This window comes from Streptomyces sp. NPDC046931 (assembly GCF_040644655.1).
Taxonomy (GTDB): domain Bacteria; phylum Actinomycetota; class Actinomycetes; order Streptomycetales; family Streptomycetaceae; genus Streptomyces.
In genome coordinates, this window is record NZ_JBEYWX010000005.1 from 265,347 (window position 1) to 289,368 (window position 24,022).

24 protein-coding genes and 3 pseudogenes are annotated in these 24,022 nt (G+C 68.4%); 16 read left to right on the plus strand and 11 right to left on the minus strand.

Translation table 11 applies throughout. The features are described from left to right. The first annotated feature begins 192 nt into the window (after window positions 1-192). A complete protein-coding gene (locus ABZ876_RS13210) occupies window positions 193-1,833 on the plus strand; it encodes a M4 family metallopeptidase (protein WP_361778787.1) in 1,641 nt (546 codons plus the stop codon). Here ABZ876_RS13210 and ABZ876_RS13215 read toward each other — a convergent pair. Beyond that, window positions 1,826-2,302, minus strand: a complete 477-nt coding sequence (locus ABZ876_RS13215; RefSeq protein WP_361778789.1) for a hypothetical protein — start codon at window positions 2,300-2,302, stop codon at window positions 1,826-1,828. The genes ABZ876_RS13210 and ABZ876_RS13215 overlap by 8 nt on opposite strands. A gap of 465 nt (window positions 2,303-2,767) precedes the next feature. Between ABZ876_RS13215 and ABZ876_RS13220 the strand changes: the two genes are divergently transcribed. Next, window positions 2,768-3,196 carry a hypothetical protein gene (locus ABZ876_RS13220; protein WP_361778792.1) on the plus strand — a complete coding sequence of 143 codons (429 nt, stop codon included), beginning with the start codon at window positions 2,768-2,770 and terminating at the stop codon, window positions 3,194-3,196. A 480-nt stretch (window positions 3,197-3,676) separates the two neighbouring features. Here the strand turns inward: ABZ876_RS13220 and ABZ876_RS13225 are convergent, their stop codons facing one another. The 3 genes and pseudogenes from ABZ876_RS13225 to ABZ876_RS13235 all read right to left on the minus strand — a co-directional run bounded on the left by ABZ876_RS13225 (window position 3,677) and on the right by ABZ876_RS13235 (window position 5,779). Continuing rightward, a complete protein-coding gene (locus ABZ876_RS13225) occupies window positions 3,677-4,465 on the minus strand; it encodes a tetratricopeptide repeat protein (protein WP_361778795.1) in 789 nt (262 codons plus the stop codon). Window positions 4,466-4,842: 377 nt separating this feature from the next. After that, window positions 4,843-4,971 (minus strand): annotated as a pseudogene (locus ABZ876_RS13230) (TetR family transcriptional regulator); the annotation flags it as partial. Window positions 4,972-5,392: 421 nt separating this feature from the next. Beyond that, window positions 5,393-5,779, minus strand: coding sequence for a helix-turn-helix domain-containing protein (locus ABZ876_RS13235; RefSeq protein ID WP_361778798.1), 387 nt, complete (start codon window positions 5,777-5,779; stop codon window positions 5,393-5,395). 98 nt (window positions 5,780-5,877) lie between these two features. Here ABZ876_RS13235 and ABZ876_RS13240 point away from each other — a divergent pair, with 98 nt between their 5' ends. The 3 genes from ABZ876_RS13240 to ABZ876_RS13250 all read left to right on the plus strand — a co-directional run bounded on the left by ABZ876_RS13240 (window position 5,878) and on the right by ABZ876_RS13250 (window position 8,468). Then, window positions 5,878-6,285, plus strand: coding sequence for a RidA family protein (locus tag ABZ876_RS13240; protein ID WP_361778801.1), 408 nt, complete (start codon window positions 5,878-5,880; stop codon window positions 6,283-6,285). Window positions 6,286-6,700: 415 nt separating this feature from the next. Next, window positions 6,701-7,153 carry a 3-hydroxyacyl-CoA dehydrogenase family protein gene (locus ABZ876_RS13245; protein ID WP_361778804.1) on the plus strand — a complete coding sequence of 151 codons (453 nt, stop codon included), beginning with the start codon at window positions 6,701-6,703 and terminating at the stop codon, window positions 7,151-7,153. Between the two features lie 538 nt (window positions 7,154-7,691). Beyond that, window positions 7,692-8,468 (plus strand): enoyl-CoA hydratase/isomerase family protein, encoded by a 777-nt coding sequence (locus tag ABZ876_RS13250; RefSeq protein ID WP_361778807.1) that lies wholly within the window; start codon window positions 7,692-7,694, stop codon window positions 8,466-8,468. A gap of 373 nt (window positions 8,469-8,841) precedes the next feature. On the opposite strand, the gene ABZ876_RS13255 is transcribed toward ABZ876_RS13250, so the two are convergent. Further along, the gene (locus ABZ876_RS13255; protein ID WP_361778810.1) at window positions 8,842-8,967 is read right to left on the minus strand and encodes a hypothetical protein; all 126 of its coding nucleotides are present in this window, start codon (window positions 8,965-8,967) and stop codon (window positions 8,842-8,844) included. 171 nt (window positions 8,968-9,138) lie between these two features. Between ABZ876_RS13255 and ABZ876_RS13260 the strand changes: the two genes are divergently transcribed. The 5 genes and pseudogenes from ABZ876_RS13260 to ABZ876_RS13280 all read left to right on the plus strand — a co-directional run bounded on the left by ABZ876_RS13260 (window position 9,139) and on the right by ABZ876_RS13280 (window position 12,364). Beyond that, on the plus strand, window positions 9,139-10,152 hold the full coding sequence (locus ABZ876_RS13260; RefSeq protein WP_361778813.1) for an amidohydrolase family protein: 1,014 nt from the start codon (window positions 9,139-9,141) through the stop codon (window positions 10,150-10,152). Between the two features lie 321 nt (window positions 10,153-10,473). Beyond that, window positions 10,474-10,593 (plus strand): annotated as a pseudogene (locus ABZ876_RS13265) (hypothetical protein); the annotation flags it as partial. Window positions 10,594-10,723: 130 nt separating this feature from the next. After that, a complete protein-coding gene (locus ABZ876_RS13270) occupies window positions 10,724-11,599 on the plus strand; it encodes an FAD-dependent oxidoreductase (RefSeq protein WP_361778816.1) in 876 nt (291 codons plus the stop codon). After that, complete coding sequence (locus ABZ876_RS13275) at window positions 11,596-11,826, plus strand: hypothetical protein (protein WP_361778819.1); 231 nt, start codon at window positions 11,596-11,598, stop codon at window positions 11,824-11,826. The genes ABZ876_RS13270 and ABZ876_RS13275 overlap by 4 nt, the downstream gene beginning before the upstream one ends. A gap of 349 nt (window positions 11,827-12,175) precedes the next feature. Next, the gene (locus ABZ876_RS13280; protein ID WP_361778822.1) at window positions 12,176-12,364 is read left to right on the plus strand and encodes a hypothetical protein; all 189 of its coding nucleotides are present in this window, start codon (window positions 12,176-12,178) and stop codon (window positions 12,362-12,364) included. 137 nt (window positions 12,365-12,501) lie between these two features. Here ABZ876_RS13280 and ABZ876_RS13285 read toward each other — a convergent pair whose 3' ends face one another. From ABZ876_RS13285 to ABZ876_RS13295, 3 genes are all read right to left on the minus strand, one after another. Further along, window positions 12,502-12,963: a thioredoxin domain-containing protein gene (locus ABZ876_RS13285; protein WP_361778825.1), complete on the minus strand. Its 462-nt coding sequence runs from the start codon at window positions 12,961-12,963 to the stop codon at window positions 12,502-12,504. A gap of 205 nt (window positions 12,964-13,168) precedes the next feature. Then, entirely contained in the window at window positions 13,169-13,531 is a 363-nt protein-coding gene (locus tag ABZ876_RS13290) for a DUF2267 domain-containing protein (protein ID WP_361778828.1), read from the minus strand. 105 nt (window positions 13,532-13,636) lie between these two features. Continuing rightward, a complete protein-coding gene (locus ABZ876_RS13295; RefSeq protein WP_361778831.1) occupies window positions 13,637-13,849 on the minus strand; it encodes a hypothetical protein in 213 nt (70 codons plus the stop codon). A 139-nt stretch (window positions 13,850-13,988) separates the two neighbouring features. Here ABZ876_RS13295 and ABZ876_RS13300 point away from each other — a divergent pair, with 139 nt between their 5' ends. Further along, window positions 13,989-14,309, plus strand: a complete 321-nt coding sequence (locus ABZ876_RS13300) for a DUF2795 domain-containing protein (RefSeq protein WP_361778834.1) — start codon at window positions 13,989-13,991, stop codon at window positions 14,307-14,309. Between the two features lie 250 nt (window positions 14,310-14,559). Beyond that, complete coding sequence (locus ABZ876_RS13305; protein WP_361778837.1) at window positions 14,560-14,811, plus strand: hypothetical protein; 252 nt, start codon at window positions 14,560-14,562, stop codon at window positions 14,809-14,811. Between the two features lie 11 nt (window positions 14,812-14,822). On the opposite strand, the gene ABZ876_RS13310 is transcribed toward ABZ876_RS13305, so the two are convergent. The 3 genes and pseudogenes from ABZ876_RS13310 to ABZ876_RS13320 form a co-directional block, all read right to left on the minus strand. Then, window positions 14,823-16,835, minus strand: coding sequence for an erythromycin esterase family protein (locus tag ABZ876_RS13310; protein ID WP_361778840.1), 2,013 nt, complete (start codon window positions 16,833-16,835; stop codon window positions 14,823-14,825). A 442-nt stretch (window positions 16,836-17,277) separates the two neighbouring features. Next, a complete protein-coding gene (locus ABZ876_RS13315; RefSeq protein ID WP_361779085.1) occupies window positions 17,278-17,511 on the minus strand; it encodes a hypothetical protein in 234 nt (77 codons plus the stop codon). Continuing rightward, window positions 17,489-18,139 (minus strand): annotated as a pseudogene (locus tag ABZ876_RS13320) (protein kinase family protein); the annotation flags it as partial. The gene ABZ876_RS13315 and the pseudogene ABZ876_RS13320, both read right to left, overlap by 23 nt. 437 nt (window positions 18,140-18,576) lie before the next feature. Between ABZ876_RS13320 and ABZ876_RS13325 the strand changes: the two are divergent. From ABZ876_RS13325 to ABZ876_RS13340, 4 genes are all read left to right on the plus strand, one after another. Continuing rightward, window positions 18,577-19,581 (plus strand): hypothetical protein, encoded by a 1,005-nt coding sequence (locus tag ABZ876_RS13325; RefSeq protein ID WP_361778843.1) that lies wholly within the window; start codon window positions 18,577-18,579, stop codon window positions 19,579-19,581. A 519-nt stretch (window positions 19,582-20,100) separates the two neighbouring features. Continuing rightward, on the plus strand, window positions 20,101-21,450 hold the full coding sequence (locus tag ABZ876_RS13330) for an FAD-binding oxidoreductase (protein ID WP_361778846.1): 1,350 nt from the start codon (window positions 20,101-20,103) through the stop codon (window positions 21,448-21,450). A gap of 27 nt (window positions 21,451-21,477) precedes the next feature. Then, complete coding sequence (locus tag ABZ876_RS13335; RefSeq protein ID WP_361778849.1) at window positions 21,478-23,163, plus strand: CocE/NonD family hydrolase; 1,686 nt, start codon at window positions 21,478-21,480, stop codon at window positions 23,161-23,163. A gap of 240 nt (window positions 23,164-23,403) precedes the next feature. Continuing rightward, complete coding sequence (locus ABZ876_RS13340) at window positions 23,404-23,934, plus strand: hypothetical protein (protein WP_361778852.1); 531 nt, start codon at window positions 23,404-23,406, stop codon at window positions 23,932-23,934. The last annotated feature ends 88 nt before the right edge of the window (window positions 23,935-24,022 follow it).

The following is a 24,022-nucleotide window of genomic DNA, read 5'->3' on the forward strand; positions in this document are numbered from 1 at the left end:
CGGACGGCGTCCGTGCACCCTGGGTCCTTGTTTGCGGATTGGCCAATTTTAAGCAACATCAATTTCAGCCTGCTGACATGTACACGACATTCATGCCACGCTTCCTCCATCCGCCGCACGAGCACGAGAACTTGCACACCCGTCCCGGTCGGCCCCACACCGGCCGGGCTTCCCCCCACAAAAGGAGCTTGTGTGACCCCCCACTCCATACGTCACCAGCGCACCGCTCTGGCCGCGGCCACCGCGGTAGCCGCCGCGGCTGTCCTGAGCACCGGGCTGACCGCCACGGCCACGGCCCGGCCCGCTGCCGACGGCCCTCGCCTTGCCGCCACCCCGGTCGGGCTGTCCGCCGCTGCCCGTACGGGCTTGATCCGGAAGGCGCAGGACGAGGCTGCCGAGACCGGGCAGAAGATGGGCCTCGGCGCCGAGGAGAAGCTCGTCGTCAAGGACGTCATCAGGGATGCCGACGGCACCGTCCACACCCGCTACGAGCGCACCTACGCGGGCCTGCCGGTGCTGGGCGGTGATCTGGTCGTCCACACGGCCAAATCCGGAAAGACACAGGGCGTGACCAGAGCGATCAGGGCGAAGCTGGAGCTCGCCTCGCTCAAGCCGCAGATCGCCGCGGCCACGGCCGTGAAGCAGGCCCTGCACCTGGCGAAGGCGGCCGGTTCGGCGAAGACCACCGCGAAGCAGGCCCCGCGCAAGGTCATATGGGCGGCGAGCGGCAAGCCGGTCCTCGCCTACGAAACGATCGTCGGCGGCCTGCAGGACGACGGCACCCCGAACCAGCTGCACGTCATCACCGACGCCGCCACCGGCAAGAGGCTCTTCCAGTACCAGGGCATCGAGACCGGCGTCGGCAACACCCACTACAGCGGCAAGGTGGACCTGACGACGACGCAGTCAGGCTCGTCCTACACGCTCACCGACGCCTCACGCGGGGGCCACAAGACCTACAACCTGGATCACGGGACCTCCGGTACCGGCACCCTGCTCTCCCAGTCCAGCGACACCTGGGGCGACGGAACCGTGTCCAACGCGGCGACCGCCGCCGCCGACGCCGCCTACGGCGCCCAGGAGACCTGGGACTTCTACAAGAACACCTTCGGCCGCAGCGGCATCAAGAACGACGGCAAGGCCGCCTACTCGCGAGTCCACTACGGCAACGCGTACGTCAACGCGTTCTGGGACGACAGCTGCTTCTGCATGACCTACGGCGACGGCTCGAGCAACTCCGACCCGCTGACCGCCCTCGATGTCGCCGGCCACGAGATGAGCCACGGCGTCACCTCCAACACCGCGGGCCTCCAGTACACCGGCGAGTCCGGCGGCCTCAACGAGGCCACCAGCGACATCTTCGGCACCGGCGTGGAGTTCTACGCCAAGAACGCCTCCGACCCCGGCGACTACCTCATCGGTGAGAAGATCGACATCAACGGCGACGGCAAACCGCTGCGCTACATGGACAAGCCCAGCAAGGACGGCGGCTCCGCCGACAACTGGTCCTCGTCCGTCGGCAACCTCGACGTGCACTACTCGTCCGGGGTCGCCAACCACTTCTTCTATCTGCTGTCCGAAGGCAGCGGCGCGAAGACGATCGACGGCGTCAACTACGACTCGCCCACACACGACGGCTCCAAGGTCACCGGCATCGGACGCGACAAGGCGCTGCAGATCTGGTACAAGGCGCTGACCACGTACTTCACCTCGACAACCGACTACGCGGGTGCCCGCAAGGGCACTCTCTCAGCGGCAGCCGACCTGTACGGCTCCTCCAGCGCCGAGTACAAGGCGGTCGCGGCAGCCTGGTCCGCAGTCGACGTCAACTGAACCCCGCACCACCGAGGGCGGCATCCGGAATGCACCCCGGATGCCGCCCTTGCGTGGACGCCCGGGCATCGTTGGCCGCATCGGTGGCGACGTAGGCAGTCTCTCGTGCGTAGTTGGCGGAGAATTCCGCCTGGGCTGCCGAATCGTCGGCGCTGGCGGCGTCCTGGTCGGCTCGGTCGGCGGCGCTGCGGGCGGTCTTGGCGGATTCGGCTGCCTGGTTGGCGCTGTCCTGTGCCTGGTCCGCGGACTTCTTCGCGTCCTCCGCGTACTTGCCTGCCTGTTCGGCGTTCTTGTGTGCCTCGGCTGCCGCCTTGTTCGCTTCGTCCTTGGCGTTCTTGGCGGTGGCGACGGCGTTGGCGGCCAGGCAGCTGTCCTTGCGCGCCAGGGCGGCGATGCCGTCGGCCTCGTTGAGCAGGCGCTGCATCTGCGCGGTGTGGGTCCGGGCGAGCTTGTCCTTGCGATCGGCCATGTACTGGCCGACCTCGATGAACTCGTGCAGCTCGTCCGCCGGGCCGGTCAGTGTCTGGCGGCCGGACCGGCGGCGGCCTGGGATGCGGCCCCTCGTGACGCTCCGGCGGCCCGGGCCGGAAAACCCTCGGTGTCGCTTGGAGGGCAAACGGTGCACCCCAGCGACGTGAGAAGGTACGACGTCCGCTTGTCGACGGCGTCGGCACCTGCACCCGCCGCCGGCCTCGACATCGTCGACTTGGCCCATCGCTCAGCCAGTCGGTGGTAATCGCCCGCGGCTCGACTCCGGAACCGCTTCGACCTCACGGCGGGAACCACTCGACACGCCGGCCATACCTGCACATCGCGGAGATCACGTAGGATCCTGTCTCTCAATTCGATCAACTGTTGCAGTCGCCCGCCTAGTTGGAGATATCTCCACATCCCAGACCAAGGGCGACCGCGCAGGGGGGAAGGAAGAAAGCCGATGAAGCCGTCCAGTCTGCGACGCCGCCTCGCCGGGACCGTGCTCACCGCCCTTGTCATCGGGGCGGGCGCCCTGGCGACCGCACCCTCGGCAGCGGCCAAGGCCAACGAGCTGACCATCACCAATGTGTCGTTGCGCGATTCGAGCGTGCAGGTGCAGGTCACCTACTCATGCGACCCCGGTCTAGGGCAAGAGCTCGTGGCCAACGCGACCGCGCTTGGCTCGGACAGCCCCGACGGGGGCGTCGCCGCGGGCATCGTCAAGCAGGACAAGCTCGTCTGCGACTACAGCAACCACATCGCGAAGGTGACCCTGCGCACGGCCCACGATACGCACTTCGCAAAGGGAGACAAGGTCAAGGTCGCCGTCTACTACTTCGACAACGACGGGTACGTCTCCGCCAACCAGACGGCCGTCGCCGTTCTGTAAGCCGGCCCGCGCACCGAGAAGGAAGCGCCTCATCACCCCCAACACGGGGCCGGTGACTTCTTTTCTACGAGGCGGCACGCCAAGTGGTGTGCCGCCCCTGGCCTCGGTTGTCATGTGGCAAGAGCGAGGTCATGTATGCGGGCCACATCCTGGACTGCGTAGTGGAGGCCGTCACCACCAAGAAGGTCGAAGGTCGGGGCGCGACAGAGAGTTGCTCCCGTCTTCCGCCGAACTTCTGCACGGTGCCTGGCTCACCGTCACGGATGTCGCGGGGTCCGCGAGCCACGCGCGGGCCGGGCTCCTTGGCCCGGGCAACAGCGGGGCCATCGGCCTGTACTGCCCCACGCCCGAACCACGCAGGCGTCGTCGTCCTACTGGTCGACTTCCCCTTGAACCGGTTGTGCATGAGCCCCCTGCCGAAGCCAGCCAAGTGCGCCAGTGCCGTTCCACCTCGTCGGGGTGCCGAAGGATGCGCCCTGGTCACATGCCGTCGATGCGGTCGAGCAGCGCCGAGGCCTCTGTGGTGCGGCGGTGGTCCTCACCGAAGACGGCCAGGCAGGCATGGTGGGCGGTCGCGGCAAGGGTGCGGGCCTCGGCGTGGCGGCCCAGCCCAAGGATGGCGGTGGCCAGAGCCAGCTCGACGGCGCCGGCCTCTGGTCGGCACTCCTCCTCGGGCAGGCTGCGTCGCAGCTCGTCGGCGCGCTCCGCCTCGGCGAGAGCTTCCTCGTAGCGGGCCTGGCCATTGAGGCTGCGGGCCAGGCCGAGCCGGAGCACCAGAGTGAAGCGGTCCGGTACGCGATGAGCCGCGAGGGTCTCGCGGGCGAGCGCCTCGGCCTGCGGGTGGCGGCCTTGAGCGGTGAGGGCGTAGACCAGGCCGTTGCGGGCGGCCACCGCTATGAGCGCCATCTCAGGCCCAGTGCCGCGGGCCGCTGCCCGGGCGACGGCCGCGCACTCTGTCTCGCATTCAGTGTGCCGACCGAGCATGCTCAGCGTCTGGGCGCGGTCCGAGCGCAGTTTCAGAGTCTGCGGATGTTCGGCGCCGAAGATCCTGCCGAAGACGGGCAGGAGTGCGTCGTGTGTGGCCAGGGCCTCGGCGTTGCGTCCCTGAGCGCCCGTCGCGGCCGCGGCGATGCTCAGCGCCAACGGTGCGTGCGGGTCGTCACGCAACCGGGACCGGTCAGCAGCCACTGCGCGGGCCTCGGCCTCCGCCTCGGCATAGCGCCCGGCCTTGTACAGCACCACGGCGTGCGCCAACGACGACCTCGCCATCTGACCGGCTTCGTTTCGGCCGCGTGACCGGAAAAGTTTCATGCGCGGAGCATACGCATGCTGCGCACGCCCGTCCGAGGAAGGGGTGAAAGCCGGTCGACTGGCCTCGCGCCATCGTCAGGTGGGCCGTACGAACCCGCACAACACTACTGTGAAACAAGGCGTTCGACTTCAAACCGAGCACCTGACGTCCGACTACAGGACACCGTGGCGTCGGGGCGGAGGACCCTGGCGTAGCCCGCGCGACCGGCGAGGCGCAGGCTTCGGGCCGGTGGCCCCTGAGTTCGCCGCGGCGGGAACGGCTATGTGAGCACCGCGCCCGGAGGGTGCGACCCACGGTCTCGCAGTGGCCACAGGGCCATCAAGTACGGTCCAGGTCAGGGTGACTTGGGTCGCTGCAGTCCCTGGAGGAGCAGTTCGATCAGTCGGCGGGGGTCATAGCGGGAGTCGTTGTCGCGTCCCATGCAGAGGTTGCCGATGCCGGGCATCAGTTCGTAGGGCTGCGTACGGGCCTGACCTCACCTGACGTGACTGCCATGCATGCTGTGGGCAGGTCACGCATGGCTTGGTCGCCTCTCACACCGAGGCCCGACGGGCGACGACCGTTTCCGCTTGCGCCAGAAATCAAGAGGAATCGATCTTTGTGCGCCATGCGTGTTTTCGCAGTGGGCCTTGTGATACGTCGTGCAACAAGTCCGCTGACACGGAACGCATCAGAGTGTTGCCTCGACTTCGTCCGCTATCGACTTGCCAATTCTTGCGTTGGCAGCTTTCTCATGGCCTCCATGCAACCGACCCACGAGGAAATCCGAGGGTGGGGGACGCCTGGTGCCCGTCCGCGCAGCGCCCATCGGTCTGCGGCTGCGGCGCGCGGTGGTCTTCAGCCGCACCGGGTCCGGGCCGGGCGGCCCTGCCGGATACGCGCCGTCAGGCCGAGTCGAATCGGTGGCGGGCGATCTCGATGGCGCCGAGGTAGCGGTGGGTCCAGTCGCACATGCCGTCCACCGTCGACCGCAAGGCCCGGCCCGGCTCCGTGAGGGTGTACTCGACGCGCGGCGGCACTGTGGGGTGCACGGTCCGTTCGACCAGGCCGTTGCGCTCCAGCAGGCGCAGATTGTGCGTGAGCATCTTGTGGCTGATGCCCTCGATTTCGTTGCGCAGTTCGGTGAAGCGCAGCGTACGGTCACCCACCGCTTCGATGATCAGGAGCGCCCACTTGTTGGCGATGTCCGAGAAGATCTCCCGAGCCAAGGAGTCCGCCCGCGTCACATCCGCTTCGTCCCTGGCCGAGCCCTTGAGCTGCTTGGTCACCATGAGGTTCCCCAGTCACCGAAAAGTGCGTTCTTACAGGTCAGCGGTCACTCTCCTATGGTTCCCGAGTAACTGCAAGAGAGCACGAGGAGACAGACAGCATGGCTATCACTCTGTTGAACCCCGACGGATTGCCCACGACCGACGTCTATCGGCAGGTGGCGGTCGCATCCGGTTCGCGGATGGTCTTCGTCGCCGGACAGGTCGCCTGGGGCGCCGACGGACTCACGGTCGGCGAGGGTGACCTGACGGCCCAGGCCGAGCAGTGCTACCTCAACGTCGCCACCGCACTGGCCGGGGCCGGCGGGTCCTTCGACGATGTGGCGAAACTGACCGTCTACGTCGTCGACTGGACGCCCGACAAGATGCCCCTGCTCCTGGACGGCATCTCCCGGGCGGCCGGGAAGCTCGGGGTCGCCCCTGCGCCGCCGGCAACGCTGGTGGGCGTGGCGGCACTGGACGTCCCCGAGCATCTGGTCGAGATCGAGGCCACGGCGATCCTCGACTGATCAGGCCGGGCAGGACGTGTCCGGGCGAGATGGGTCCTCAGCGCGACGCGTTCCTTGGCGGCCTGGGAGGCACTCGGGCCGCCACCGCCGCGTACGAGATCGCCGCGCGTTCGCGTACGAGATCGCCCTGCGTTACGTCCTGACCCGCCAACAGTTCGCAAACCCGGCCGGGAGCTTCCAGCTCTCCCAGCACAAACTCGCCAGGACGCCAGGGGAGCTCACGTCCGCTCACGTCCATACAGCTCCTGCGCCTCCGCTCGGCGGCCCGGCAAGACAGCGGGCGGCTCAGCAACGCGCAAAGCGGCCGAGGTCTCACCGCCCCTCCCCCGGCACCCGGACCTGGATCCCGCGCGCATGGGCGACGCCTTCCGGGAGATGCGAACGGAGCGGGCGGGGACAACCGCAACGCAGCCCGGTGAGTGCACTTCTGCGTCGGCCTGCCAACGTCCGTTCCGGGAGCCACCGTCAACCGCCTCTACGGCTCTGGTCTCGTGGATGCCCCCGGTTCCCTGATCAACCACGCCGGCCGAGGACCGCCACCGAGGCGTTCGCGCCGCTGAAGGAGTCGGTCGCCGATCCTGCCGGAATCGGCCGGATCGCCCGCGACGTACTGGGGCTCCGTATGGGCCCGTTCGAGCTCATGGACCTCACCGGCCTGAACGTGGCGGTCCGCAGTCATCGACTCGATCTGACGCGGCGTCCGCTACTCCGGCCGAATCCGGGCTTCCTGCCTGACACCCGACCGGGTGGCCGCCGGGCTGTACGGCCGCAAGACCTGACGCGGCTTTGGTCCTACACTCCCGACGCGGCCCCTTGGGCCGAGCACCCGATCACCGGTAAGCCGACCGACCGGTCCAGTCACCGGTGACGGGCCCGACGCCCACGCCCCGCGCCGGACATCGGCCCCGGCCGGCGCCGGCCTTCCGGCGGGCGAGCGGGCGAGATCGTCCTGGTTTCCACCTGGGGTACGACCGTGGCCGCTGCCGTCTTCGCCGACGGCCAGCCCGCCCGTCGTACCCTGGACATTGACCGTCTATCGTCCGATTCGCCGCGCCGGGTGCAGGCCCCCACCGAGGCATCGGCCCCGGACGGAAGCGACGCGCAGGCCGTCCTGACGGTCCAGCGCTACCGCCACGGTCGTCCGTGACACGGCGGGATCGGCCGCGCGGCGGCTGCTGCTCTCGATCGTCTCGATGTCGGCTGTGATTTCTCCGTGTGGTCGAAAATGTCGAAGGTGAAGGGGAGAACCGAGCCGGACGCGCTCGGTGACCCAGTGGGTGGGCCGGCAGCGAGGGTCACCCATGGTGCGGTGGAGCCCTTCCTGCGAGGTGAGCAGTCACCACCCTCCCGTCAGCTCGCCCTAGGCGAGCGGGCCGTGCGGGTAACCGAGGTCGGCCGTGGTCGTCGTGTTCAGCACCGCCATTGCGCTGAAGGCCGCAACCATCCCGAGCGCGTTCACGGCCCTGGTGCACGACACCACCTGGCTGTTCCTGCTGCTGCTCGCGCTCGCGGCCTTCGCCGCCGGGCTTTGGCGGACCGTGGGCGTCATCCGGGGCTGCCTCACGATCATCGGGCTGATGATCACGGCTGATCTGGCTCCCGACGTGCACCGCGGCCTGGTGATGGCCGGGTGGATCGCGACCGGGACCGGCATCATCGTGGGTGGTGCAGCTGCTCCCGCCGTACGATCCGCGGTTCGCCGCCCAGCGCCGCGCCCTGGGGGCCCTGTACCAGTCACTCGCCGAGGCCTCGGGCACGGCCGGCGCCGCCGCATCGGGCGGGTCCGCTCCGTTCACGGCGGCGGGCACACCTTCGCCGCCGGCGCGATGTTCTCCCTCGCGCACGACTTCCGTGTCATGCGCGCCGACCGCGGCTTCCGGTGCCTGCCCGAGGCCGACATCAACGTCCCCTTCACACCCGGCATGTGCGCCCTGATCCAGTCCCGCCTGGCGCCGCAGACCGCGCACGAGGCCATGGTCACCGGCCGCCGCTACGGCGGGTCGGATGCGGCAGCCGCCGGCATTGTCGACCGGGCGGTGGAAGAGGACGCCGTGCTTTCCACGGCCGTGGAGATCGCCGAGGCACAGCTGAGCAAGGCCGGCGACACCCTGGGCACCATCAAGGCACGCATGGACGCCTCGGCCCTGGCCACCCTGCGCGATGCGGCCGACCCACTCGGCTGACACCGCGGCGCAGAACGCCTGCCGTCGACCCACGTCGCCCCCAGCCGAGTGCACATCGGGCTCCCGGCTCGTTCTGAGGTGACCGAGTGGCACGGCTGCCTCCACCCCGGCGCCGGATCACGCCTTCGAACTTCTGCCGCAGCCGCTCGGGGTACGGGCCCGAACCCGCCGATCGTCAGGCCGGGCTCAATGAGCTCCCACCCCGCGTCCGTCAGTTCCACCCCCGTCACGCAAGATGACCGACCGCATCAGGGCCCGCCGGCTTGGCGCACGTGCGCAGATTGATCACAACCGGATAAGCGCCGACCGGCGGGGCGGACCCGAGCCGCTGAGCGGCCACCAGCGGCCACGCTGCCCACGCAGGCAGAGCCGGTCACGCTCGAGGACGATTGCACTCCGTCTCGGCGGCCTCCTTGCGGGCGCGGGCGTTGCCGGGGGCCACCACCAGGGCGTCCTCTTCCAGCCCGTCACACAGGGACTCGGCTCTTGGGGCGCGCATTCGATTGTGATCAAGGCCAGCCCGGGTCAGGCCCATGATCCAGATCATCGTGACTCGGAGGTGGAGGCCGGGGGGGGCACCCAACCGCCGCGACCCTAGTGACGGATCCCTCACGCACCCCTTGCGGAAAGGGGTGGACCCGCCCCTTCACCAGGGCCGATCGTGGGCGACATGAGCGATCACCACATGGCCCCCGTCGACCCTTTCGGCCCCGCCGAATCCACCCCCGCCGACGGCTCCTCGTACCGTGCCGGGTCGTCGAGGCCGAGCGCCGTCACGGGTTCGCAGGCCACGAGCGACCTGCCTTCGGGTGAGGAGGCCAGTGAGGTGCGCCGCTTCTGGGGCCGGCTCGGTCTTCCAGGGCTGGTCGACGTCCACACACACTTCATGCCCGAGCGTGTCCTGCACAAGGTCTGGGCCTACTTCGACATGCTGGGACCGCTGACCGGTGGGCTCGAGTGGCCGATCAGCTACCGGAAGGAGGAGGCGGAACGAACGGCCATTCTCAGGGAGTTCGGAGTTCGGGCCTTCACCGCGATGCTCTACCCGCACAAGCCCGGCATGGCCCGGTGGCTGAACGGATGGGCGGCCGACTTCGCCCGCCGCACCCCCGGCTGTCTGCACACCGCCACGCTTTACCCCGAGCCCGGCGTCGAGACGTACGTCCGCGAGGCCGTCGAAGCGGGCGCGCGCGTGTTCAAGGCTCATGTGCAGGTGGGGGCGTACGACCCGGCCGACGAACTTCTCCGGCAGGCATGGGGGGTACTGTCCGAGGCTCGGATTCCCGTGGTGATCCACTGCGGCTCCGGGCCCGCGCCCGGCAAGCACACCGGCCCCGGCCCGATTGCGCGGGTGCTGGCGCGGCATCCGAACCTGCGGCTGATCGTCGCGCATATGGGCATGCCCGAGTACGAGGAGTTCCTCGGCCTCGCCGAGCAGTACGGGCAGGTGCGGCTGGACACGACGATGGCGTTCACCGACTTCACCGAGGGGTTCATGCCGTTCCCCCGCCGGGCCCTGCCCCGGCTCGCCGACCTCGGCGACCGCATCCTCCTCGGCTCCGACTTCCCGAACATCCCCTATTCCTACGTGCACCAGCTCCACGCCCTGGAGCGGCTGGGTCTCGGTCAGGAGTGGCTGCGGGCCGTGTGCCACGACAACGCGGCAAGGCTGTTCGGACTGTGAAATGTGATCGGCCGGGCCCGCTCGGCTTCCGTCTCATTCGCGCGCGCGTCGGGTCCGGTCCCCTCCGCCTCAGTTCGTGAACACCGCTCAGCCACGGAACCGCATGGGCTTGGACGCAGCTGAAGGACATGGGGACGACGTCGGCAACAAGGCCCTCCCCGCCCCACGCCGACCGAGCCGAACCTGTGCGCGGCCCCTGACAGCGGCCCTGGCCACCCCGCCGGTCACCATGCCACCCGACGCGCGTCCACCACTCTCAGTGAACGCAGCAATGCACAAGGTTATGATCTTGCTGCGGCAGACGACGGCTATGACGTGATCGTGATCGGGACCAGCCAGGGCGGCCGGTTCCTCCCCGTCGATCTGGCGAAGGCAGGCAGGAAGGTTGCGCTCGTCGAGCGCAACCACCTGGGCGGCGTCTGCGTGAACACCGGATGCACCCCGACCAAGACCATGGTCGCCAGCGCGCGCCTCGCCCACCAGGCACGGCGCGGCGCGGAGTACGGCGTGCGGACCGGTCCGTCCGGTGTCGGTCGACCTCGCCGCCGTGCGGGAGCAGCGCAAGCGGGCGATGGTCGCGGGCGCGGGAGAGAACTATGCGAGCCGCCTGACGCAGGAGGGGCTCGACTTGATCCGGGGCGAGGCCCATTTCGCGGGGCCCAAGACGGTCGAGGTCGCGCTGAGGGACGGTGGGACGCGGGGGATCACGGCGCCGGTGATCGTCATCGACACGGGCACCAGGCCGAAGCCGCTGGCGATCAGCGGCGCGCAGAAGGTCCCCGTCCTGGACTCAACGTCGATCATGGAGCTGGGAACACTCCCCGAGCACCTGGTCATCCTCGGTGGCGGCTACATCGGGCTGGAGTTCGGGCAGATGTTCCGCAGGTTCGGCAGCGAGGTCACGATCGTCCAGACCGGCCCGCGCCCGATGATGAGGGAGGACTATGACGTCTCCGATGGGTTCGCCGCCATCTTGCGCGACGACGGGATCACGGTCCTGACGTCGGCGACGCCGGACCGGGTCGAGGAGGCGGACGGCGGGCGGGTGCGGCTGACCATTCGCACGTCGGACGGCGCACGGCAGGTCGAGGGCTCCCACCTGCTGTCTGCCATCGGGCGCATCCCCAACACGGAGGCGCTCGCGCCGGCGGCGGCCGGCATCCGGCTGCGCGACAACGGCTCCATCGATGTCGATGATTATCTGGAAACCTCCGTCCCCGGCGTCTATGCCATGGGGGGCGTCAAGGGCGGCTCGGCCTTCACCCACCTCTCCTATGACGATTACCGGATCCTGCACGCCAACCTGCTCGGCGGCGAGAAGGCGGGCACCCGGGACAGGATCGTCCCGTACACCATGTTCATCGACCCGCAACTCGGCCGCGTCGGCATGACCGAGCGGCAGGCCAGGGAGCAAAACCGCGCGGTCCGCGTTGCGAGCTGCCGATGAGCGCCGTCATCCGGGCCCTCGAAACCGGGGATACGCGCGGCTTCATGAAGGCACTCGTCGATGCGGACACCCAGCAGATCCTCGGCGCCGCCGTGCTCGGCGCGGAAGGCGGCGAGATCATGTCGATCATCCAGGTCGCCATGCTGGGCGAGCTCCCGTATACCGCCATGGCGAATGCCATCTTCACTCACCCGTTGCTGGCGGAGGCCTCAACAGCCTCTTCATGACGCTCGACACCTAGGTGAGGCGCTACGGCAAGCCCACCGCGACCTGGATCCCGAAGAGCCGCGGGAGCTGTCGTCACAGCAACACCGACTGACCTTTGCCCTGGCCCGACAGGCCAGCCGTCTCGCGGCCGGGGCCGGGCAGCGCATCAGCGACGACGCACAGCACGAGGTCCAGGACACCTTGTTTGCGGTGCTGGCTGATCCCGAAGCGGCCACACAGTAGGCCCAGGGCCGCCTCACCAAGCCACTCAGCGCCCAGTCGGCTTTCCCACCCGCTTCACACAAAGCGCCTCTCCCCCAGCTACTGCCCACGGCACCACCAAGCCCGCGGGCCAGGTGGCCAACCTCGATGCCGCGGGCACCCGTCGCCACGAACAGCAAGAGCGCCTCAAGCGGGCCCGGCAGCAGGCCCAACGGCAGCGAGCGGGACCTCCACGAGCACGGGCGCGACCTCGACACCGCCCAGGAGGAACAGCGCCGAGCGGAGGAACGGCAACAGGGCGAGTTCCAGGAACTCGGGGAGCCGGTCCACGGCTGACCGGGCGCATCATCCTCCGGCACCGGCGAGGGCGGCACGGACCGCGGCAAGGATGGTCCGGGGGTTGGCCGGCACCGGGACCCCCTGGACCGCCACGGTCGGCGTTCCGCCCACGCCCCGTTGGACGGCCATCGCCGTCACGTAGGAGCTCCAGTCCAGGTAGACGCCCTGCCGGACGCACGCGGCGAACGAGCTGTCCGCCAGTCCCACCGCGCGGCCGAGCTCGACCAGTTCGTCATCGGACAGGCCGGGCCCGCCCTCGGGGGCTGGTTGGCGAACAGCGCGTACAGGTACTCCATGAAGCGGCCACCGTCGGACGCGCAGCCCGAGGCCGCCGAGGCACGGGAGGAGTACCGGGTGGTGGACAAGTTGTCGAGAAAGCCCATCGGGTGGTAGACGAGACTGATCGCCTCGTCGGCCACCAGCTCGTCAAGGATCGGCCCGCTCTTCTCTTCGAACTGCCTGCAGAACGGGCAGAGAAAGTCGATGAAGGCATCCACCTGTACCGGGCCGGATCCGACGACGATGCCGTCCCCGGTCGGCGAGGCACTGGCCGGAAGCCGGGAGGGCGAAGTGATGTGGGGCGTCTGAGTACTCATGCCGGGTCCCCTGTCGTCCTGTCGAAAGTCGATGGAATTCGCGTCTTCACACGCGACAGGCGTGGCAAGAGGGCCACGGGCCGAAAGCCGGCCGCATGCGCCGGGCCCTCGAATGCGGCACCGGAAACGCGCATATGCCGCGCCAGCGCTCCTTCCGGCGCCTCCCACCGGCCCGGTTGACGTCGAACAAGCGCTTGCGAGCGAGCTAGATGTTCTGGAACTCGTTCGGCAGTTGCGACATCACATCCTGGAACTCCGTGCCGGGGACGGCCTCTGCCAGAGTCATGAAAACCGCCGCAACGCCCCTGCGCGCCACGGTCTCGTCGACGCCCGCACGCTCACTCACTCGCCGGACGAACTCGGCAACGCCGAACTTCTGGGCGACATCCTCCGGTGGGACCAGGGGCGGGGCGATCTCGGCGGGCAGGACGCCGGCCAAGTGCCTGGCCTCGCCGCCGGTGATCCGCTCGCCCAGTGTCAGCATCGTGGCCCGGGTCAGCTCCCTGGCCTGCTCCTCAGGCACGTGAGCCCGCTGGCTGACGAGCCGGATGAACTCGTCGCTGTCCATGGCGCCTCCAATCCGGCAACCCGATCACGGGTACCGCGCATGCACGGCCCCAAACGGCGATCGAAGTGCCGGCGCGAACCTGGCGGGCGGTGTCGAAAGCGCCCGTCACCGCCCATCTTCTTCGTTTTCCTCGGTAAAGGGGCGCACCGCCTCCAGCAGGGCCCTCAACGCACCGGTGAGCGTCCCGACCTGGGCGACGCACCGGGCGGACGGGTCCTGCGGGTACTGCCGCTCGGCCTGCTCGGCGGCGGTCGCCAGGGTCTGCTCGGCGGCCTGAGCCGCGGCGCGCAGGGCGGCACGTTCGATATTGCCGGGCATGTGATCTCCCCTGGATTCCGCCGCCGGGCATAGGATTCCCCGGAATTCTTCGACGTCCCCATAAGCCCGTTTTGCCGGGAACGCCACGGGTACGCGAGCCGGTACGAAGTGCCTCGGGACAACAGCTTGAGGAGGAGGCATGTCTTCCATAAGCGTACGGGACGTGCTGGACGCGCTGCAGGACGTCGACTTCCCTGCGAGCAAAGAGGAACTGGTCCAGGCCGCCGAGAATGCCGGAGCGCCCGAGGAAGTGGTCAAGGCGCTTCGCGCCATCCCCCCGGACGAGTACGGCAACCGGGACGAGGTGGCCAGGTCGGTGCGCGTGGACCCGGCGTCCGACCTGAACCTGAGCCCGGCGCAGCGCGCGGAACAGGCCCGGCTCGGCGGCCGCCCCGGCCAGTCGCAGCACCTGCGTGACGTCCCCAAGCCACCGGTCCAGGACGAACTCGACCAGTCCTGATCGGCCCGCACGACCGGGTGGACACGGCGGCGGCGTTTTCGCCGGAGGGGAGCCGGCCAGGGGAGCCCGCGACCTGCGGATGTCAGCCACAGCCCACAGGATGATCGGGTGTCGGGAGACACCGTGGCGCCGGCAGCGGCTCACCTGGGTCGTCGTCAGGAAAGCGGCGGCCCTCGCGGCACGCACGGCGGTGGGAACCGGGCATGTGCCCAGCGGGCGCGGTTGCGGGTTTCGTGTGCATGATGGCGATATGTCCGTCTTCATCAAGCTCGTAGAGGTTGGGGATTCCAACGGCTACACCGACCGCACCATCTGGGACGTCGCCTACGAAGATGTGGTGAACGAACTCAGCTACGCCTACGACCTGCACCCCAGCGGAGCCCTGAGGGTGGTCCGGGTGCCGGTCGGACTGCCTGCGACAGTGGAGTCCGTGTTCAGTCCCGGAGTGTGGTTCAGGGTGCAGGGCCTCTGGCACGGGGCGGGCGGCTCCGGCGCCTCGTAGGGCGGCAGCTGTCATACGGCGAACGGGTAGGTCTCGGGGACCTCGCCTTCCCGCCACTCGGCCGTGCGCTCCAGGGGTTCGACTGCCCGGGTCTCATCGATGTGGATGACGCCGTCGAACTGGTCCGACATGCGCGCGCGGAAGTAGTGGCTCTGCCGTTCGGTCTCCGGCCGGTAGATCACGCCGATCGCCCGCTCAAGGCGCGCCTTGCGCAGCGTGTCGGCGGCCAGGGGCGTCCGGTTGAACGGAAGCAGGAACTCCTTCTCGCCGATCTGGTGGAACATGTCCTCGACGCTGTCAACGAGGGCCGGGCGCACCGCCTTGCGCATGACCGGTCCTCCCCAGTCGTCCGCGGCTGTCACCGTGCCGGTGTAGGTGGTGAAGCCCAGCAGGCAGCAGTCATCAGGGTGGTCCTGCCGCACCAACTGGCCGACGTTGAGCTCGCCGCGGAGCGCGGCTTCCGTGCCCCGGGCATCCCCGAGGTGGGAGTTGTGCTCCCACACGACGATCCTGGCGGGGCTGCTCCGCCGGTGGCTGAGATGCTCGGCGAGCGCCTCCAGGGTCTCGACCATGTGGCGGTCACGCAGATTCCAGGACGACACCTGCCCGCCGAACATCGTCCGGTAGTACTCGGCCGCGTTCTTGACCGTGCGCGCGTTCTGTTCGGCATAGAACTGGTCGTCCTCCGCGAGCAGTCCGTCCCGTCGTGCGTATTGCACCGCATGGCGCTCCAGCTCGACGAGTTGGTCCACGACCTGCCGCTCGCAGGTCTCACCCGCTCCGAAGGCGGCCTCGAACCCCCAGGTCTGGGCGTCGCCGTCGGTGTTGTAGTGATCGAAGCAGGCGTAGCGCTCGCGGGCCCGCTTCGCCGCCTCGGGATCGACGCGGTCCAGGTAGCTGATGACTTCCTCGATCGAGCGGTACAGGCTGTACAGGTCAAGACCGTAGAAGCCCGCTTTCGCGCGCTCGCCGCCGGAGGCCCGGTCGTTGTGTTCCCGCAGCCATCCCACAAAGTCCAGCACCGCAGTGTTCCGCCACATCCAGGTGGGGAACCGCAGAAAGCCGCGCAGTGACTCCTCGGCCGTGACGTCGTCGCTGCGGTCCCGGACGTAGCGGTTGACCCGGTAGGCGTCGGGCCAGTCGGCCTCGGCCGCGACCGCACAGAAGCCCTGCTCCTCGATCAGCCGCTGCGTCATGCGGGCGCGCGCCTGGTAGAAGTCGTGCGTGCCGTGCGAGGCCTCGCCGATCAGCACGAAGTGCGCGTTGCCCACCAGGTCGAACAGTGCCTCGTCGCTGGGCACACCGTCCTCCACAGGGAACGCCTCGGCGCGGATGAGAGCGACCTCGCTCACCCCCTCCTCAGCCGGCTTCGCGGGCCTGCCCGCCGCCCGGCGCAGCAGCTCCCGCACCTCCTCGTCCGTGATCTGGTGGAAGTCCCAGTAGGACGCGCCGACGGCGAAGAAGGGCGACGGCGTGGTGGCGCAGACCACGTCGTCCGCCATGTCGGCCAGCTCGCCGCAGGCCGACTCGGAGGCGGCAGGCACCACGGCGACGATCCGCGCCGGCCGGTGGCGCCGCAGGGCCTGGATCGCGGCGCGCATGCTGGCCCCGGTGGCAAGGCCGTCGTCGACCAGGATCACCGTGCGGCCCCCCAGCTCGGGCGCGGGCCGTCCCTCGCGGTAGGTCTGCTCCTGGCGCAGCAGCTCCCGGGCCTCCCGCTCGACCGCGCTGCGCAGCGTGTCCGGCACGATGCCCAGGCCGCGGACGACGTCCTCGTTGAGCACCACCACTCCTCCCTCCGCGATGGCTCCCATCGCCACCTCCTCCTGACCGGGCACGCCGAGCTTGCGGACCAGGAGGACGTCGAGTGGGGCACCCAGGGCCGTGGCGACCTCGTACGCCACCGGAACGCCGCCGCGCGGCAGGCCCAGCACGATCACATCGGGATCGCCGCGGTAGCGTTCCAGGAGCTTGGCGAGGACCCGGCCGGCATCTGCGCGATCACTGAACAGGCGGTTCGACATGGGTAAGCTCCTCGCGCCGTGCGGTGCGTGATCGAGGCCGGGTTCCGATGCGCGGCTCCCGGGATCACGGCGAGGGATGCACGGCTTTCGTCGTCGTCGTTTTGTTGAGGTCATGCCCGCGTGCCCGGCACGTCGCACGAACCGGCCTGAGTCGATGGGAAAGGTTCAACCTTTTCGCTGTTTCACGGACAGCGGCTCGTGTACGACGAATCTGTGCCAATCGTACGTCCGGCCTCACGGGCCGGGCCGGTCACGCAGCACCCGCCGTGGCCGGATGCGGGGCGCACCGGTCACCACCCGGTCACCGGCCCCGATCGACCTGTACGCCCGAGGACTCCAGGACGGCTGGACGGCTCATGCCGGGTGCGACTCGATGTCAGCACCACGTCCCGCCTCACGGAACGACCGCAGAGCCGTCTGCCGAGACCGACGGAACCATGAGTCAAGGTAGGCGAATAGGCCGACCAGCCGTGGTGGGCAGAAAACGAGCCTCGGTGATCATGCGCCGGGGTTTGCCGACGATATCGGACGGCTCCGGGGCGGTCTTGGTCGTGAACCACGGGGTGCGCTCGCGTTGCTCGGCGGCGTCACCGGGTTGGTGGCCGCGCAGCGCGTACCAGACGACGATCGTGAGCAGGTCGCGCGTCTCGGTGGAGGAAGGCAGTCCCTCGCGCAAGGGCCTCCTCCGCCCACGGGTACGGCGAGCCCTCCCCGCCCTCTGGTGCGGCGGTCCGGTAGTCGTGCAGCCAGTCACCGAGTGTCTGCGGGACGTGTTCCATGAAGAGCACCGGGTTGGACTAAGACCGGCCGATGGCCTCCAGCCGCTCACGCACAGCCGATGAGCCCTCCCAGTGAGCGACCGCACCGTCGACACCCCCGAACATGTCGGCGAACCCCTCGGGAGGGGAGTCGGACAGGATGCGCCAGTGGTACATCAGTGGAAAGCCCTGGGTAGTCGTTGCCGAGGACCCAGTTGGTGGTCATGACGTGCACAGCCGGTTCCCGCCAGGCACCGAACCCCGCCGACCCCACCCCGTACTGGTAGAACATGGGCAGTCCGAAGAGGTTCGCCGTCGACCGCCCGTTCTGTGGCCGCAACTCGATGTCCGTCAGGGGGACCCGCTGACGAACACCCGCGTGCCAGCGATGTCCAGCTCCGCCGACCTGCCGCCGATGCCGGATCCGAGCGGGTCGGCGGCGGCCACGACCTCGCCGAGCCGACGGTCACTCAGAAGGGACAGCCGCGTGGCCACGGTCCTATACGTGGCGAGCCGCGCGGCATACCGCGGGTCCGGATGGTGCATCGACGACTCCTCGGTGCCCAGAACCAGGGCTTCGGCGATCTCGCGGACGGCCTCGAGCCTATCCACCGGGGCTGTCGAAGGAGCAGGTGCTCGAAGTCGTCCGGCCCGACAACGCTGCCTCAGCTGGTGGTCCGGTCACGTCCGTGCCATCCACCGCGATGGCGCAGGAACGGCCGTCGAAGGGCACCTGGCATCACTTCGGCGTCGTCACCAGTGGAGCCTGCTCATCCCGATGTCGTGCGAGCTCGTGAGCGAACACGGCACGAACGAGGGTGTGTTCCTACCCGGGCGCGTCAACATGGCGGGCAAGACGCTGACCGACTTCGAGGTGCATCCCAATAACATCGTGGACGCGATTCGCAGCAACCCCAACTACCACGGCGGGCCGGTACGTCTCATCTCATGCCATTCCGGTGCTGACGCGAACTGGAGAGACCATGATCAAGCGGGTGGGCTTCTTCCGGGAGCTCGGCGGCCGCGGCGACCGGTCGGCTTCCGTCCCTTCGCTCCGCGATGCGGTCAGGCCCACGGGTGAGTGGGACGAGGACAGGGTCATCGCGTACCTGGAATCGTCCACCGAGATCTACTCCACCATGGGGGCCGAGCGGGACGTCATCACGGGCGACGAATGGATCTCCGGTGCCGGATCGCTGGTCACGGACGGAACGTGGTTGTGGCCCGTCGAGCTCGCCCACTACGTACGTAACCATCACCTCGCTCTTCCCGGCGAGTTCGTCGACCACGTCCGAGCCAACGACTACACAAGTCCTGCCCTGTCCCACGAGCAGGCCCTCGAAATCTTCAACGAGTACTTCGACCGGGACGTCTCAGCCAACACCGCCGCCCCGCGCTCTGTGCTGAGGCCGTTCGTCGCGTGGTACTTGCCGGCTCTGACCAGCCCATCGAGCCAGGCGCTGGTCACGCAGCTCGGAGCAGCGGGCCTCTCGGTCGCGCATCCGCTCACGGATGCTGTCTTCGGCTTCCGCGAGAGTGAGGAAGGCAGGAAAGAGCCGCTCATGGGCGGTCCCGACGTACTGGCGGCGTCCCTGGCCAGCGGCAAGTACCGCGAAATCGAGTTCCAGTGCTGGATGGGTTACGACCAGTCCCTCGCAGCCGATGTGCGGCGCATTGATCCGTCAACCCAGAGGTTCACCTTCCGGATCGCCGACGTCCCCGAAGCCGATCGCGATGAAGCAGTCGCCGCGCTGAAACGAACGCTCGACCATGACGCGGCGCACTGCCTAGGATTCGTCATTGACCGCATCGGCACATCCGGCGGACAGGACTGGGATCTCATCTTGGTCGGGTCCGGGAGGCAACTGACCGCCTGGCCGGACACCATCGGGATTCAGTGGGATGGCCTGTCTGCCCACCCTGAGTTCGCCGCCGCGAAGCCCACGGAGTACGGGCCGCTCGCGGTGTTCCATCGGCCTGAGCGGTGACCGCCGCTCCGCGGCGGACAGCGAAACCGGCCATGTGACGCACCTCTACGACCGACCTACACCTTGAGCCTACGGCCAAGAAGACCCCCACCTGCGAACCGCCCTGGAATAGCGCGGCATCGGCTACGTGCTGGCCGTCGCCTGCTCCACCCGGGTCAGGATCAACCACGGCCGCACTCCCATCCGCGCCGATGTCCTCGCCCACCGCCTGCCCGCCACGGCCTGGCAGCGGCACAGCGCCGGCCCCGGGCGAATGGCCCTCGCTCCTACGACTGGGCCTGGATCCACACCGGCAGCGACAGCCACCGCCATCTGCTGATCCGCCGCAACCGCACCAGTGGTGAACTCGCCTTCGACCTGTGCTGGTCACCCACCGCGGTACCGCTGGGCGTGTGAACAGGTGACCGGGGTGCTGCCGTTATTCAGGTGATCGTCGGGTGTCGCAAGCGGATTCATTACATACAGTCCGATATAGGTGGATCTGTGATTGCCGGACAGGTCTGAGTTCGGAGGGCTGCAGTGCCGCACCGCCTCGGAGGACGCGTTCTCCGCAGGAGCGATCCGGGGTACGAGGCGGCCCGTCAGGCGGCCACCTGGCACGCGGGGACGCCGGACCGGTTTCCCGCGGCGATCGTCCGGGCGAGCAGCACGGACGATGTGGTGGCGGCCGTGCGGCTTGCCCGGGACGAGGGCCTGCAGATGGCGGTGCGATCAGGGGGGCACAGTTGGGCGGGATCGCATCTGCGTGATGGGATCCTGCTGCTGGACGTCTCCCCACTCAGGGAGGCGTCGGTCGACGCCGAGGAGATGACGGCGACTGCGCAGCCAGGTCTGCGCGGTTCCGAACTGGCCTCGGCGCTGGCCGAGCGTGGTCTGTTCTTTCCCGTCGGCCACTGCCAGACCGTGTGTATCGGCGGGTACCTGCTTCAGGGAGGGTTCGGCTGGCGCGGACGTGAGTTCGGGCCGTCGTGTATGAGCGTCACCGGAATCGAGGTGGTGACGGCGGCCGGCGACGTCGTCTTCGCTGATGCGGATCATCATCCTGATCTGCTGTGGGCAGCTCGCGGAGCCGGACCGGGATTCTTCGGCGTGGTGACGCGCTTTCACATCAGGCTGTACCCGCTGCAGCGGGTCACCCGCAACAGTTTCTACGTCTATCCTCCCGAGGCGTGGGAGGAGTACCTGCGCTGGTCGCGGTCGATCGAACCCGCGCTGCCCGCCGAGATCGAGTTGTGGAACATGATGTACCGGGACGAGACGGCAAGCACTCGGGGACCGGTCATCTCGGTGAGCGCGACGGCATTCACCGACAGTGAGGCGCAGGCGAGTGAAGCGCTGGCAGTCTTCGAGACCTGCCCCGTGCGGGGACGGGCGCTCGTCGCCGAGGTGAACCAAGCAACGACGACGGCTGAGCTCACCAGGGTCGGCAGCGAGGCCCACTACCCGCCGGGGATGCGCTTTATCGCAGACAACATGTGGACCCACGCGAGTTTCGATGATCTGCTGCCCGCTCTGCGGGCCATCCAGGAGACCTTCCCATCCGCCCCGTCACACATGGTGTGGTTTCCCTGGAAGGTCCATCCCCAGCGGCCCTCGATGGCGTACTCGATCGAGGACGAGCTGTACATCGCCGTCTATGCCGCCTGGGAGCGTGCGGCTGACGACGAGAAAAACCGAAGCTGGGTGACCGAGCGCATGCGCACCTTGGAGCACCTGGCGACCGGAATTCAACTGGCCGACGAAAACCTCGTCAATCGGCCGCGACGTTTCGTCACCGACGACCATCTTCGCCGCCTCGACCAGATCAGGGCCGTCTACGACCCCGACGGGCTCTTCGTCTCCTGGCTGGGCCGACCCGAGCTGGACTGACGAGACTCCATCACGGAGGAGGACACGATGGCGGATCGTTCACCGATCAGACAGGGACCGCCGCGTCCTTCGCTGCCCCCGGAAGGTGAGAAGCACTACCTGGAAGAGCACCCTTTCGACGTCGTCACCCATCCTCTTCCCCCCGGCGTCCTCGTCGAGGAGGTCCGGATTCCGATGCGCGACGAAATCCGCCTCGCAGCCACTGTCTACCGAGCGGAATCAGGCCCACCGGCCCCGGTGATCACGACGGCTACTCCGTACGGCAAGGACCGGTTCGACCAGATCACCTTCTTCAAAGACGCCCCCGAGGGCTCGGTTCCCGGAGGCGGTGGCTTCTACCTTGGGCGTGTCGAATTCTGCGATCACACCCCCTTCGAAGCCCCCGATCCCGGTTTCTGGGTGCCGCATGGCTACGCCGTCGTGCTGGTCGACCTGCCCGGGAGGGGAAAGTCCGAGTCCAACCCGTCCGCCGCCCAAGGCCCCGAATCCCGGTGGTGGGACGTGATGGCGTGGCTCGGACAGCAGCCCTGGAGCACCGGCAACGTGGGCATGAGCGGTGTGTCCGCACTGTGCACGACGCAGTGGATCGCAGCCAAAGCCCCGGCACCACCCCAGCTGAAAGCGATCATCCCCTGGGAGGGGATCAACGAAACCGGTCCAGGCGGTGGCTACGGCGGGATCCCGGAGACGGCCTTCGTCGACTGGATGGAGTCGAAGTGGCTCCAGCCGAACCTCAACCCTGCCGCCAAAGGCCCGGAGCCTTACATCGCCGACTGGAAGTTCGACACCTCCGCGATCAGCGTCCCCGCGCTGGTGTGCGCCAGCTTCTCCGATCAGGAGCTGCACAGCTGGGACACCTTCGACGCCTTCACGCGTCTGCGCAGCGAGCACAAGTGGCTCTACAGCCACCGCCGCCAAAAGTGGGAAGCCTACTACGGAAGGGATGAACTCGACCTGCAGAAGCGCTTCTTCGACCGCTTCCTCAAAGGCGATGAGCACGCCATGGACGGCGTACCGCCCGTTCGCCTGGAAGTGCACACCGACCGCTTCGACCACAAGGTCATCCACGCCCGGACCTGGCCCGTCGAAGGCACCAGGTACGACTCCTTCTACCTCGACGCCGGCCCGGGCACGCTACAGCGTGAACCGCCGGCAACGCGCGCCTCGACGGTTTTCGCCCCCACGCCTGCGGCCGATCCGAGCAACCGGGCCGTCTTCGACTACACCTTCACCAAGGACACCGACCTGGTCGGACACATGGCGCTCACCCTGTTCATCGAGGCTGAGGAGACCGACGACGTCGACCTGTTCGTCGGCGTAGAAAAGCTCGACCGCCACGGCGACAAGATCTACTTCTTCGGCGCCTCCGGAGGAAACGCCAACGGCCCCGTGACGCGCGGCTGGCTGCGCGCATCCAAACGGCAACTCAACCCGGAGCGATCGACCGCCTGGCGACCCGTGCTGTCCCTGACCGACAACGCTCCGTTGTCCCCAGGGCAGATCGTCGAGGCCAACATCGCGCTCATGCCCTCCGGCACCACATTGCGCGCCGGAGAAACCCTTCGCCTCGTCATCCAGTCCTGGTCGGTGCCCGGCCAGTGGGAAGGCGGCGAAACCCGGCAATGGGATGCCATCTCCACCGGCCGCTGCCGGGTGCACACCGGCGATCAGCACCCCTCTCGCCTGCTCCTCCCGATCCTGGGCGCGGGCTGACGGACGGCCGGCGGCGGTGGGGCGCCTGCCGACCCGGCCGGGGGTGCTGGTTCCAGGCGCTTGTGCCGCAAGCACAAGTCGATCCCACGGCTGCCGCATCTCACCACCCCGACGGTCAGCGGGATGAGGGCCTGACCGTCGGCGCTGTGCAGGACCAATCGGAGTAGCAGAGGTGACAAGACTCCCGAGACGGCACATACCCGAAGTATGGAACCTCAACTTCGTCCCTCAGAGGACAGAATGACCCCGGCTGCCCACACGCGAGAGCCTGAGACGAAGCAGTCGCGGCGAACCACACGCCAGGCTTTCAAGCTGACGCGAACACTCTCGAAAGAGTCCGGCAAGCACGGCCCCGGCCTGCTCACGGCCCCCCATGACGTGGCCACTGGTCGGTCCCACAGGCCAACCGCCACCACCGCTGCCGGGCCGGCAGGCACCACCTCCACCACAGGAGTACAGCGCGCGGTTGCACCGTCCTTCATCGTCCGCGGGGCCCTGATCAGCAGCCTCATTGGTGGACTGGTCGGCGCGGTGATGAGCGCGTTGGCCAACTACGTTGTCGTCGGCATGCCTGCCACCAGCACAACGAACGCTGTCAATCACGCCGTCTCCGGGTTGATCAGCGGCTTCCTGGCCTGTCTCTTCGGTGTGCTGGAGCACCACAAGAAGGCAGACCGGGCCACAGCCCTCCCCGATGGCCACGACGCGGCTGCGCCGGCAGTCGACCAGTTCAAAGACCTGTCCGCCGGCGCTCTCCATGCCGACGCGTGAGGGGCCCTTGGGTAGAGCGGCCGACGACGTCCGATGCCCAGGGGTGCTCCGCGTATAGCCGCACTCCGGGCAGGGGCACCAGGCCGCG